Here is a 12,597-nt window from a genome sequence, read left to right on the forward strand (position 1 = left end):
GACGGGCCTGTTGAGGCGCCGCACGATGAAGGGGGAGTGGTGGAAGCCGAGTTGGCGGCGCTCGCGGCATCGGGGGCAACGACTCTGGTCGGGTTGATGGTGTCGGAGTCATGGGAGCAGGCGAAGAGGCGGCTGGCCCGCCTCCTCGGCCGGCGCGGTGCGACCGACTCCACCGAGGAGGAACTGCGGCGGGCCGAGCAGGCACTGGCGACGGCGCGCTCCAGCCATGACGACGAGGCCGAGACCCGGCTGCGCGGCGCATGGCAGACGCGCATCCTCGACATCCTCACCACCGATCCCGACCGCGGCGAGGAACTGCTGCGACTGCTGTCGGAGCTGGCGCCGCCCGGCACCTCCACCGTGGTCAGCTCGATCTCCGGCGGCACTCATCACGGCCCCGCCTTCCAGGGCTCCGCCATCTACGGCGGCGTCGCCTTCCACGTCCAAGCCCCCGCCGAGCGCGACGTGCGGATCAAACCCGACCAAGTGCCCGCGGTGACCGCCCGGTTCATCAACCGTTCCGCCGAACTCGCCCGGCTGGACGAGGCGTTGGGCGCCACCGAGGACGGACCGCGGCAGCCCGTGGCGCTCGGCGTGGTGCACGGCCTGTCCGGTATCGGCAAGTCCGCACTGGCCCGCTGGTGGGCGCACAAGGAACACGCACGCTTCCCCGACGGCCAGCTCTACGTGGACTTCGCACCCCTGAAGGGCGACACGGCGACTGGGGACGCGGCCGGCCGGGATGTCTCCGAGGCCATGGCCATGGTGCTGCGTGGACTGCACGTCACCGACGAGTTCATGCCCGCGTCGCTGGCGGAACGGACCAACCTGCTGCGCTCCCGCTCCGCGGGACAACGTCTGCTCGTGCTGCTGGACGGGGTCGACCAGCCCGCGCAGGTCCGCCCGTTCATCCCCAAGGGGCCCGGCAGCGCGGTGCTGGTCACCAGCCACCGCCGTCTGGGCGAACTCGCCCTGGACGGCGCCCGGCTGATCGATGTACGACCGCTCGACACCGGCGGCGGACTTGCGCTCCTGGCCGACCTGTGCGGACAGCACGCCGTCGACGGCGAGCTGGAGGCCGCCACGCGCCTGGTCCAGCTGTGCTCAGGGCTGCCGGTGGCGCTGCGGATCGTCGCGGCCCGCCTGATGAACGACGACGGCATGACCATGGCATCGTTGGCCGCGCAACTGGACGACGAGACCGACCGGCTCGCCGGGCTGTCCCTGGAGGGGGAGGAACTTTCCATGTCCGCCGCACTCGGGCCGTCCTACCGGCTCCTGGCACCGGAGGCGGCGCGGCTGTACCGGCTGCTGGGCCTGCTGCCGGCCGGTCCCGTCGACGCCGCTGTCGCCGCGGCCGCCGCAGGCACCGATCTCGCGGGCGCGCGGCGGCTGTTGCGCGTACTCGCCACCGCCCACCTGGTGGAGAACACGCCCGACGGCCGCCACCGCATGCCCGACCTGGTCCGCCTGCACGCCCGCGAGCAGGCCGCGGAGCAGGAGACCAGCGCCGAGCACACGGCGGTGGCGCGCCGGGTGACCACCCACTATCTGGCCGTGACCGCGTTCGCCGACCGTGCCGTGAAACGCGACCGGCTGCGCATCGCCCAGCTGGCGCCGCTGCTGGAGGGGGCCGTCGACCCGTTCACCGCGCCCGGCGGACCCGATCCCCTGGAGTGGCTGGACGCCGAGCGCCCCATGATCCTTGCGGTGCTGCGCGACGCCGCCCGGCACCGGCTGCACGACCTCGGGTGGCCGCTGGCCGAGGCATTCACCGTGCTGTTCCTGCACCGCCGCTACCTCGGCGCATGGAAGGAATCACTGGAACTGGGCGTCGCCGCGGCCGCCGCCGCCGGGGCATCGGCCACTACGGCGGCGCAGGTCGAGCAGGCCGCGGCCGCCGAGGCGCGGCTGCGCAGCCTGCTGTCCCGGCCGCTGATGGACCTCGGCGAGTACGCCGCGGCACACACCGAACTGGAAACCGCCGTCGCCCGTGCCGGGGTGACCGCCGACCTCGTCCTTCAGGCATCGGTCCAGGAGTTCCTCGGCCGCTATCTGGATGTGGCCGAACCGGACCGGGCGGTCGATGCCTACCAGCGCTCCCTGAACCTCAACCGCCGCGCCGAGGAACCCCGCGGCGCCGCTATCGCGGCCTTCTTCCTCGGCTGCGCCCAGGACGCCCGAGGAGACCATGCCCAGGCCCTGGCGACCCTGCTCCAGGCGCGCGACGACCTGCTGTCCGGCAGCGAACCCGATCCGCGTATGGCCGCCCGCGTGACGGCCGCCATCGGTACGGTCCACGCCCACCTGGGGGACATCGAGGCGGCGGTCGCCGCACTGAGCGAGGCGGCCGGTGAACTGCGCCGGCAGCGGGCCGGCCACTACGAGGCCCGGACCCTCACCCGGCTGGCCGACCTCGTGCAGCCCACGGGCCGCAGCGCCGAGGTGCGCCGGTGGCTCACCCGCGCCCTCGCCATCCACACGGCCAACGGCAGCCCCGAGGCGGACGACCTGCAGCGGAGGCTGAACGCGCTGGACACCGCGACCTGAGCCGACACCCGAGCCGACCGAGGACCGCGGCCGGAGGGCCCCGTCGACGGGCCGAAGCGGCCGGTGGGGGAGGGACAGAGGAGGGGGCATGGGCCCGGTTCACCCAAGATGACCCAGTTCGCCCGGAACGGACCGGGATGATCCGGTTCACCTGGGATGAACCGGGCGGAGCCGCAGCGCGACGTCGTCCTCGCGCCCCCGGTCACCGACGCGCATCGTCACCACCGCGCCGTCCACGTCCACGCCACCGCGCAGACAGGTGTAGACGACCGCGGCCGGCAGGCCGGCATCCACGGGCGGTCCCGTCACCATGGCCTCCACCATCCGGCCGTCCCGCAGCCCGACCAGAGCACCGCCCCCGCGCACGGCCGCAGCGGCCAGCAGGCTTCCCGGCAGCCGCGCCAGCGTCTCCCGGATCCAGCGCACCGCCTCGACCGCGCGGTCGGCGGGGTGCCGGCGGAACACCGCCGAGGCGCTCTCCGCCAGTCGGCTGTCACCCTCGTCGTCCGCGCACGCCAGATGCGCGAAGCGCACCGGCGTCTCGATGGCCTCCGCCGGGGTGCCCACCGCGGCCGGGAAGCGGCGCACCGCGACCACCGGCTCCCCGTCATCGACCGCCAGTGCCGTGGTCACCAGCCAGGAGGCGACCTCGGCGCCCGGACGATCGGCCACCGGCACCGACCGCACCGACGGAGCAGCCGCCTCCGGCTCCGCGAGCCGCAGCAGGCGATAGACGACCCCGCGCAGCCTGGTCAGGGCCTGCCCGCGCGCGGCGAAGGCCCGCTCCGTCACCTCCGCGTATCGGAGCGGCGAGTGGGAGCGCACCGCGTCCTCGATCTGGCCGCGCAGCGCGCCCGCCGCGTCGAGGCGGGGCGCACGGGCCGCCAGATCCGCGACGGCGGTTCCCGCCACCGAGTCCCGGCCGAAGGCGCCGAGCAGCACCGGCACACCCGCCGCGGCCCCGTACAGGGTGACCGACCCGTGGTCACCGATCACCACATCGGCCGCGACCAGGGCGGACCGCCAGGCATGCACCGGGGGCACCAGCATCAGCCCGCCGGGCACGGCGGCCCCCAGCACGGTGCGCAGCTGCCAGGCGCCGTGCGCGGCCCACACGTTGGGGTGGGCCACCGCCGCGACCCGGTACTCGTCCCACGGCAACTCCGCCAGCAGGCGAGCGGGCAGCTCCGGGTGTCGGCCCAGCAGCGAGGTGGGCCCCCACGTCGAACTGACCAGCACCAGTCGGTGCTGTGCTGTGAGCCCCATGGCCGTCCGGTACGCCGTGCGCCGCGTCCGGCTGACCAGCAACTCGTCCAGGCACGGATCACCCACGAGCACGGTGTGCCCGGCCGTCTTGGGGTGCGCGGCGAGCAGTTGCTCCTCCTGGGCCGGGTGCGACACGGCCAGCCATGCGCGCCCCGCCTCCAGCAGCGCGTCGGGCACGACACCGGACAGCCGCTCCCCGGTGCTGCGGGAATCCGGCACATGTTTCTGGAAGCCCACGCCGTGCGGCAGTACCAGCACCGGGCAGTCGCCCTCCGGCACCATGATGTTCTCGCTCGCCGTCAGAATGAGATCGGGGGAGATCTCCTTCAGCTGCTCCCACGGCATGACCCGGCACCCGGCCTGATGGAGAAGGTCGAGAACCCCGGCGTTGAAGGCCGAGGTGGGGTCGTAGGCGAACACCACGGTCACGCGTCCGTCGCCGTCCAGCACGGCGGGCAGCGACTCCAGGACCCGTACCGTCGATGTGACGGTGCGTGCGGCGACCACGAGCGTCCGCTCGCTCTGGAAGGTGCTCCACCGGGACGCGTCATGTCCCACCGGCACGCGCAGGGGCGAACTACCGAACACCGCGCTCCCTCGGGCAGCCATGCCGTTCAGCGCTCGCGGCTAGCGGCGGTGCTGGCTCAGCACATCTCACCGTGCGTGGCAACCCTTCCCCTGGTGGCGGGCATGCGACCGGAACACATACACAGGTACAGGGACACGGTAACGAATCGCCCCGGGGACGCACGATCCAGCGTGGGCCGGGGCGCTGAGAGACCCCCTAATCGGGCTGATTCCCGGGGAAGTTGCCCACCGAAGCACACACTGTCCCCGGAAACACCCGCTGCCCCCGTTGCCGACGGGTCCCACCGCATCGGCGGCACCGCGTGCAGATGCTGACGAGATTCACGCGGCCTGTCGGCGTCGCACCGTCCGTCGTATCAGCCCGTCCGTCGTATCAGCCGTCGTATCAGCGTGGGGACGAACCCCGCGCCGACGCTGACCAGGACCGCGGACGCGGCCAGCAGGGTCGACCGCCACGGCCAGGCCGCACCGGTGAGCGTCAGCTGTGACGACGGGTACTCGGAGAATTTCGCCGTGACCAGCGCCGTACGGCGGTCGCCGTGCTCGGCGAGGTCACGCAGCACGGGGTCGAATCCGAACTCCCCGGCGCGCCTTCCCCCGTCGGGCAGTTCCACGGCCCGCCCGTTGCGGTGCGCCCAGGCACGCAGCGGCTCGTCGACCGCCGAGGAGCTCGCCACGCCGGGCACGACGAAGCGGTCGACTCCGTGGGAGTCACCGTCCGCCGCCTCGGTGACCAGGACGAGACCGTGGCGGGTGGTGACGGTGTCGCGAGCGCCGAGCACCACCGTCCGCGCCGCGAAGGACACACCGCCGTAGCCTTCGAAGGCCGCGGCGGCGTCGATCTCGTCGACCCCGTCGACCAGGCCGATGCCCACCGTCGGCCGCAGCCAGGGGAACGCCGCGTTCAGTGCGTACGGCAGGTCGCCGACGGCCAGGTGGTGGACGGGAATCGCGGTCGGCCCGTCCAGCGTCCAGCCCGGATACGACAGCCCTTTCCCGATCCGGGCGGCCTCGTCCCTGCCCGCCAGATCCTCCACCGTCCGCAGCGCACCGACGGTGCCCGAGGTGACGCCGGCGGTAGTGGTGACCCGGCCGTCCTCGACGTACCGCCGACCCCGCTGCCAGTGCACGTGAGGGTAATCGCGCTTCAGGGAGCCGATGTTGGACCAGAACGACGTCGCGTCACGGCCGTCCAGCAGCCCGGAGGCCGCCAGTAGTTCCGAGCCGGCGCAGACCCCCAGAACACGTGCGCCCTTGCGATGGCGTTCGACGATCCACTGACGGAGCCGGGACTCCTTGGCGTCGGCCGGGTCGGTCACGGCGGACACGATCACCACATCGGGCTCGGGCACGGCACCGTCGGCCACCTCTGCCAGGGTGTGGTCGGGAAGCAGGTGTGCCCCGCCGGACAGCGGGGAGACGCGCCGCTCGGCCGCCACCGTGTACACGAAGAACTTGTCCGACTCGGCGAACACCTGGTATGGCGCGAGGACATCGGTGGCAACCGAGCCCTGATTGCTGACCGCCACCGCGACCGTGAGCCGGTCCTCGGGCACCGCCCGTGCGGCCGGCCATGCCGCGCCGCCGGAAGCGGCCGGGGCGGGCGCGAAGCTGTCCGCCATGGACGCGGTCACCCCGGCGAAGGCGATCCCCGCGAAGGTCACCACGGACAGCGCCGTGCCGAGGAGGACCCAGCCGCCACGGCGGATCACTCGGTTCCGCTTGTTCGATCCAGACAAGACATACCTCCATAATTCGGTCGTGTGAGGGTGGTGTTGGGCGCATCCCGCAGACCCGTGCGGGATGACGCAGAAGAGGCCGGAGAGGCAGAAGAAGCAGAAGAGAAGGACGGGGGAGGCCCGCGGAACGGCCCCTCGAAGGCGAGCGGGTTTCAGCCGGCCGGCCGGAGCCGGGTCCGCAGCTCGGACGGCGAGGCGCCGAACGCCTCCGTGACAAGACGGCGCAGCTGCCGTGCGTCGCGGAAACCGCACTGGGCCGCGACCGCCTCCACCGTCAGATCAGTGGACCCCAGCAGGGTGCGGGCGCGCTCCAGGCGCAGCTGCCGCTGGTAGGCGAGCGGCGTGATCCCGGTGGCCGTGGTGAAGGCCCGGGTCAGGCCGCGCGGGGACAGATGGGCCACGGCCGCGAGTTCGGTCAGGCTGTGCGCGGCGTCCAGGTTCTGCGCCAGGTGGTCCTGTACTCGGTGTACGGCGGGCCGGACGTGATCGCGGTAGCGCAGGAACGGGCTGATCTGCGCCGCGTCGCCGTCCCGCCGCAGGTAGAGCACGAGCTCGCGGGCGACTGCGGCGGCCAGCTCGGGACCGCGGTCGCGTTCGACGAGGGACAGCGCGAGGTCGATCCCGGCGGAGATGCCCGCGCTGGTACTGACCCGCCCGTCATGGACGTACAACGCCGCCTCGCGCACCCGCGCGGCCGGGTACCGCTCACGCATCGCCGTGGTGAGGTGCCAGTGCGTCGTGCACGCCCGGCCGTCCAGCAGTCCCGCTTCCCCAAGGACGGCGGCGCCGCTGCACACCGATGCCACCCGGGCGCCCGCATCGTAGGCATCCCGCACCCAGCGGACCGCGGCTTCCGGCACCAGCCGGTCGGATACGGTCAGTCTCGGCCCCGGGACCAGCACCAGATCGCCCGCCCCCGCCCGCGTCGCCGTCAGCCTCCCCAGGCCGGCCAGCTCCAGGCCCTGGGCCGAGCGCACCCTGTCCGTCTCCGCGACGTACTCCAGCCGGTAGCCGCCGCCCAAGTGGGCCGCCGCGTCGAAGACCTGCACCGGACCGCCGAGATCCAACAGGTTCACCTCGGGGAGCACCAGCACGACCACGCGCCCCGTGCACCCGCTCGTCACATCACTCACACGGACACAGTAGGCAAGAGACCACGTACTCGACGAGGGCGATCAGCGCCGAGGAGCGGACGGATCAGGCACTGCTCGGCCGACGGCGGAGGCGGATCTCGCGGCCGGCCTCGCGGCACGGTTCACGACCGGCCCCGGTTGGTTCCCGGGTGTATCGACCGGTGACCCCGCCCACGGGGCGCCGCGGGATGCGGGGCATGGCACGAGAACTGCCGTGTCGGACGGGAGTTCCAAGGGTGATTCCGTGACACGCGCACCCTCCGGGAAGGCCGGTGCTGACACTCTGCTGCGGGACGGAACGGCAGCACAGACGGACGCTGGGGGGCGGCGTGGGAGTTCGGCAGGCCATGGACGGTTCCGCCTCCTCAGCTGAACCTGCCCTCCGGCGCGCGGACGGCGACGGTCGGCGGGGAGTGCCACGGCACGTCGCATGCGTGATGGACGGGAACGGCCGCTGGGCGGCGCAGCGTTCGCTGCCGCGTACGGCAGGCCACCGTGCCGCGGAGACCACGGTGATCGACGTCATCGAGGCGGCGCGGTCGGCGGGCGTCGAATGGCTGAGCCTGTACGCCTTCTCCACCGAGAACTGGCGTCGGCCGAGCACGGAAGTCGATTTCCTCATGCGGACGGTGCGTCGCGTGGTGCGCAAACACGCCGCGCTGCTGCACGCGCGTGGAATCCGGTGCCGGTTCCTCGGCGTGGCGGACCCGCGCATCCCCGCCGGACTGGCCCGGGATTTCGCCGACCTGACGACACTGACCGGAAACAACCGGCGGATGACGCTGACCGTCGCGTTCGACCACGGCGGGCGCAGGGACATCGTCGAAGCCGCACGGTCGCTGATCCGCAGCGGAGTGCCGGCCGACGCCGTCGACGAGCAGAACTTCGCCGCCCATCTGCCGTTCCCCGACACCCCCGACGTGGACCTCGTCATCCGCACCTCCGGAGAACAGCGCATCTCCAACTTCATGCTCTGGCAGGTCGCCTACGCCGAGTGGGTCTTCCCGCCGGTGCTCTGGCCCGACTTCCGCGCGCCGCACTTCCTGGAGTGCCTGCACACCTATCAGCAACGCGATCGCCGCTTCGGCGGTGTGATGCCGACCGCGAACGGAGAGCCCCGATCGTGACCGACACAGACTCCGGCCACCCCGAGAACACCGGCACCGGCACTGACACCGGCTCCGTCGGCGGCGACGCGCGGCGGCCCGCCGCCGAAGCGGGCACGGGGCCCGGACACGGCCCCGGCTCGCAGTTCCACGCCATGCGCAACGACCCGCGCTGGGCACTGGCACTGGTCCGGGCGACCGTACTGGAGGCCGCCCACCCGCAGATCGGCGCGGCCCTGATCGACAACTCGACGTTCGTGGCGCACCCCTGGCGGCGGCTGCGCAACACCCTCGTGAGCCTGCAACGCATGTTCGGCGCCGACGATCACGTGCGGGACCGGGAAGCGGCGCGGCTCAATCGCCTGCACGCACGGCTGAGCGGCACCGACGCACACAACCGGCCGTACGACGCGCTGGACCCCGGCGTGCGCGCCTGGGTGGTGGCCACCCTGTTCGAGAGCGCCGTCACCATGCACCGACTGAGCGGACAGCCCCTCGAACAGTCCGCCATGGAGCAGCTGTACGCCGAATTCCAGGCGTTCCTCGCCACCCTGGGAGACGAAGCAGGCCACCTGCCGCACACCCTCCACGGGTTCTGGCAGTACTTCGACCGGGTGGTCGAGGAGGAACTGGAGAACACGGAGGCGATGCGCGTCATCCTCTACAAGCTCTTCGACCACCTGCCGGCGCCGCCCCTGCTGCACGGCCTGCCCACGCTGTGGGCGGCCGGCCGGACCGTCGCGGGACCCGTCGTCGGAGCGATCACCGTGGCCTCCCTCCCGGAACCCTTCCGCAGGCGGGCCGGACTGCCCGAGACGCCCGGTGCCCAGACCCTGATGCAGGGCGCCTATCTGGCCGTCGGCCTGGCCCGCTTCCTTCCCGACGGCTGGCTCAGCGCCGACGGCATCGCCGACCTGCTGGCCCTCTCGCCCGACAGCGACGATCCCCGGGCGAGGACGATCACCGCCCTGAACGACCAGGTGAAGCGAGCCGGGGCCCTGCTCCGGCTCATCACCCCGCTGCCCGCACACCCGGATCCCGACGGCGAAACCGATGTGCGGCGCAGCGCGGAAGAGTTCTTCAGGACGGTGCTTGACCAGACCGGCGACGGCTGTCTGGACTGGCCCGACCTCGCCGCCATGGCCCGGGAGCTCTCCGGCCGCCTCGACCTGGACGAGCCCGAGGAGACCAGGCTCTACACCGCGTACGCCGACTGGTGGCGGGAACTCCAGGCGGCCCTCGACACCGACGGCGACGGCCGCATCAGCGCGCAGGAGTACGCCGCGGCCGTGCCCGCCCTGGCCGGACCCGCGCTGATCAAGGTCGCCGAGGTCCTCTTCGACGCGACCGACAAGGACAGCAACGGGGACATTGACGCCGACGAGTACCGCGCCCTGTTCCGCACCGCGTTCCGCCGCGACACGGACGGTAGCGACGGAACGTACAGCCGGGCGGCGTTCGTGAAGGACTTCCTGTCGTTCATGTCGGGCCGTCGGCACTCAACGCCCTACGACCCGCTGCTCGCCGACGCGTGACCCGCTCCCCGGGCGCACTTTCCGTGGAATAGCCACGCCGACTTCGACGCTCCCTGTGTAACGAAAGTCCCCCGATGCAATGAACTTGATTACCGCAAGGAAGTGGACATCATGGGACAGCTCGAAGGGAAAGTGGCCCTGGTGACCGGCGGATCGACCGGCATCGGACTGGCCGTCGCCCGCAGGTTCGCCGCCGAGGGCGCCACCGTCTACCTCACCGGCCGGCGCAAGCCGGAGCTGGACGCGGCCGTGGAAGCCGTCGGTGCGGGTGCCGTCGGCGTGCAGAGCGATGTGTCGAATCTCGATGATCTCGACCAGCTCTTCGCGACGATCAAGGAGCGCAGCGGGCGGCTGGACGTGGTCGTGGCCAATGCCGGCATCGCCGATCTCGCCCGGCTGGGCGAGATCACCGAGGAGCAGTACGACAGGACCTTCGACATCAATGTCAAAGGGACCCTGTTCACCGTTCAGAAGGCGCTGCCGCTGCTGCCCGACGGTGCCTCGGTGATCGTGCTCTCCTCCACCAACGCGTCCATGGGCGTCGAGGGCATGAGCGTCTACAGCGCCACCAAGGCGGCCGACCGCAATCTCGCCCGCACCTGGGCCGCCGAGCTCGCGGGCCGCGGCATCCGGGTCAACGCCATCAGCCCCGGCCCGATCGAGACCCCCGGCATCCGCGGCCTGGGAACCCCGGCGCAGGACGAACCGCAGCTGGCGGACTCCCTCGCGACAGTGGTTCCACTCGGTCGGCTCGGCCATGCCGGCGAAGTCGCCGCCGCGGCGGTCTTCCTCGCCTCGGACCAGAGTTCGTTCACCACCGGGGCCGAACTCTTCGTCGACGGCGGGCTGGTCCAGGTCTGAGCCCCGGCTACCGTGACGCCCGCGGTTCGACCGTGTCGATGGTGTGGGCTTGGACCGGGCCATCATCGAGGGCTGTCGGCATGGCACCGCCGCCCCCACCGTGATCGTGTCGGTGGGCGAGCAGGGGGGCTACGACCCGGTGGTCGGGACGGCGCGAGCCGTCACGCGGTGGTGGCGGCCCGCCGAGCGGACACCTCGATCTCGATCTTCATACGTGGATCGGCCAGACCGCACATGAGCATCGTGGCGGCCGGCCGCACCTCGCCGAAGCGGCGGCGCAGGACGGGCCGGCACGGCTCGAAGTCCTCGCGGTCGGGCAGCAGCGTCCGCGTGGCGGCGCCCGGGTCCGGGATTAAGGTGGGGTCGTGCCTCGGGCCGCATCCCGGTGACGAGAGGACCGCGATCATGACACTCCGTGGCCGCGCACTGCGGCTGACGATCATCGTCGACGACACCGACACCTGGCATCACAAGCCCCTGTTCACCGAGATCGTGCACCGTGCCCATGCCTTCGGGCTGGCCGGGGCGACGGTGTTCCGAGGCGTGGAGGGCTTCGGGGCGACATCGGTCGTACACACGACGCGACTGCTGTCCATGGCCGACGACCTGCCGACGGCCGTCGTCATCGTCGACGAGGAGGACCGCGTCCGAGCGTTCATGACCCAGCTCGACGAACTGCCCATCAGTGGGCTGATCACCCTGCAAGAGGTCGAGGTCGTCCACTACAACAGCCGGAAGGCCGCGGCCACTTGAGGCCGACTCGGTGACCAGCACCGACGCGGTGACCAACGGCGAACCGGCCGCGGCACCGGCCACGTCAAGCACGTGTCTGCGCCGGATCCCGTGCGGGGCACCGCATGACGTCCACAGGCTCGACGATCACCAGCCCGCCGTCGATCAACTCGCGCAGGGCCGGAAGGAAGCGGCGCACCCGTTCTTCCTCGTCGACGATCACGATCGCCAGCGGAACATCCTGCTTGAGGGACAGCAACCGGAATCCGTGGATCACCGACGAGGCCCCGAATCCCTCGATCCCCCGCAGCACCGTCGCGCCGGCCAGCCCGGCCTGATGAGCGCGGTGCACGATCTCGGCGGACAGCGGCCTGTGATGCCAGGTGTCGCATTCCTCTATGAAGATCGTCAGCTGTAGGGCCCGTCGCATCGGCGTCATGACGTCCTCCTGGTCCGCCACCACAGCACCAACATAGCTCTGACCGGTACACAACGGAGTAAAGGGAACGGTTCCTTCCGGACGACGGTGCGGGTCGGTGACTCCCGTTGGTGACTCCAGTTGGTCACTCCAGTCAATGGATCAGTCGCGGAGCGTATCCGAGACCCTTGGGGGGGCTACCGTCGGCCGCGGTGGATCCAGTGCGCACGGCGCTGGTACCGGGCCACCGGTGGGGTGGCCGGGGCGCTCTTCGCGGCGGGAGGTCCGGCGGCCGGCGGGGGTTGTGCGGGGGAAGGCGGGGGCGGTGGCGTGTCCTGGGGCGGGTGGAGGCCCTCCGCCGAGTACCGCGTGGTGGCGATGCTGTCCACGATCTGCTGCTCGGTGAAGCTCTCCGAACCGGGCACATGGGGGACGAATCCGATGAGTACGCCATCACTGACGATCTCCGCGTCCAGTCCTGATGCGCCGTCCATGTCCCACAGGGCCTCAATGCCCTCGTCCAGGACCACCCTGATCCCGAACTCGTAGACACCCGCCTCCACGAGATGGGCCATCACCTCTCGGGCCCGAAGGGCCGCCACCACACGTCGGGCGCGATCCACATCCATGACAGCTGTCCCTTCTTCGCGTTCAGGGCTCCTCGCGGGT

Annotated in this window: 10 protein-coding genes and 1 pseudogene; 5 read left to right on the forward strand and 6 right to left on the reverse strand. The window is 71.7% G+C overall.

Going from position 1 to position 12,597, the window contains the following annotated elements:
• Nucleotides 1–39: 39 nt before the first annotated feature.
• Nucleotides 40–2,550, forward strand: coding sequence for an NB-ARC domain-containing protein (locus tag ACWEKM_RS15095; protein ID WP_451621609.1), 2,511 nt, complete (start codon nucleotides 40–42; stop codon nucleotides 2,548–2,550).
• A gap of 147 nt (nucleotides 2,551–2,697) precedes the next feature.
• Here the strand turns inward: ACWEKM_RS15095 and ACWEKM_RS15100 are convergent, their stop codons facing one another.
• The 3 genes from ACWEKM_RS15100 to ACWEKM_RS15110 all read right to left on the reverse strand — a co-directional run bounded on the left by ACWEKM_RS15100 (nucleotide 2,698) and on the right by ACWEKM_RS15110 (nucleotide 7,276).
• Nucleotides 2,698–4,404: a hypothetical protein gene (locus ACWEKM_RS15100; RefSeq protein WP_451621610.1), complete on the reverse strand. Its 1,707-nt coding sequence runs from the start codon at nucleotides 4,402–4,404 to the stop codon at nucleotides 2,698–2,700.
• Between the two features lie 356 nt (nucleotides 4,405–4,760).
• Nucleotides 4,761–6,143 (reverse strand): DJ-1/PfpI family protein, encoded by a 1,383-nt coding sequence (locus ACWEKM_RS15105; protein ID WP_451621611.1) that lies wholly within the window; start codon nucleotides 6,141–6,143, stop codon nucleotides 4,761–4,763.
• Between the two features lie 152 nt (nucleotides 6,144–6,295).
• Nucleotides 6,296–7,276, reverse strand: coding sequence for a GlxA family transcriptional regulator (locus tag ACWEKM_RS15110; protein WP_451621612.1), 981 nt, complete (start codon nucleotides 7,274–7,276; stop codon nucleotides 6,296–6,298).
• A 347-nt stretch (nucleotides 7,277–7,623) separates the two neighbouring features.
• Here ACWEKM_RS15110 and uppS point away from each other — a divergent pair, with 347 nt between their 5' ends.
• From uppS to ACWEKM_RS15125, 3 genes are all read left to right on the forward strand, one after another.
• The gene (gene uppS / locus ACWEKM_RS15115) at nucleotides 7,624–8,403 is read left to right on the forward strand and encodes a polyprenyl diphosphate synthase (protein WP_451621613.1); all 780 of its coding nucleotides are present in this window, start codon (nucleotides 7,624–7,626) and stop codon (nucleotides 8,401–8,403) included.
• Between the two features lie 134 nt (nucleotides 8,404–8,537).
• A complete protein-coding gene (locus tag ACWEKM_RS15120; RefSeq protein WP_451621666.1) occupies nucleotides 8,538–9,917 on the forward strand; it encodes an oxygenase MpaB family protein in 1,380 nt (459 codons plus the stop codon).
• 111 nt (nucleotides 9,918–10,028) lie between these two features.
• Nucleotides 10,029–10,778 carry an SDR family oxidoreductase gene (locus ACWEKM_RS15125; protein ID WP_451621614.1) on the forward strand — a complete coding sequence of 250 codons (750 nt, stop codon included), beginning with the start codon at nucleotides 10,029–10,031 and terminating at the stop codon, nucleotides 10,776–10,778.
• Nucleotides 10,779–10,939: 161 nt separating this feature from the next.
• Here the strand turns inward: ACWEKM_RS15125 and ACWEKM_RS15130 are convergent.
• A pseudogene (locus ACWEKM_RS15130) lies at nucleotides 10,940–11,107 on the reverse strand (RidA family protein); the annotation flags it as partial.
• Between the two features lie 76 nt (nucleotides 11,108–11,183).
• Between ACWEKM_RS15130 and ACWEKM_RS15135 the strand changes: the two are divergent.
• Entirely contained in the window at nucleotides 11,184–11,531 is a 348-nt protein-coding gene (locus tag ACWEKM_RS15135) for a DUF190 domain-containing protein (protein ID WP_451621615.1), read from the forward strand.
• A 64-nt stretch (nucleotides 11,532–11,595) separates the two neighbouring features.
• Here ACWEKM_RS15135 and ACWEKM_RS15140 read toward each other — a convergent pair whose 3' ends face one another.
• Both ACWEKM_RS15140 and ACWEKM_RS15145 read right to left on the reverse strand, forming a co-directional pair.
• Nucleotides 11,596–11,949, reverse strand: coding sequence for a DUF190 domain-containing protein (locus ACWEKM_RS15140; RefSeq protein WP_451621616.1), 354 nt, complete (start codon nucleotides 11,947–11,949; stop codon nucleotides 11,596–11,598).
• A gap of 176 nt (nucleotides 11,950–12,125) precedes the next feature.
• On the reverse strand, nucleotides 12,126–12,557 hold the full coding sequence (locus ACWEKM_RS15145; RefSeq protein WP_451621617.1) for a hypothetical protein: 432 nt from the start codon (nucleotides 12,555–12,557) through the stop codon (nucleotides 12,126–12,128).
• Nucleotides 12,558–12,597: the final 40 nt, after the last annotated feature.

The sequence above is a fragment of the Streptomyces sp. NPDC004752 genome (assembly GCF_053601275.1).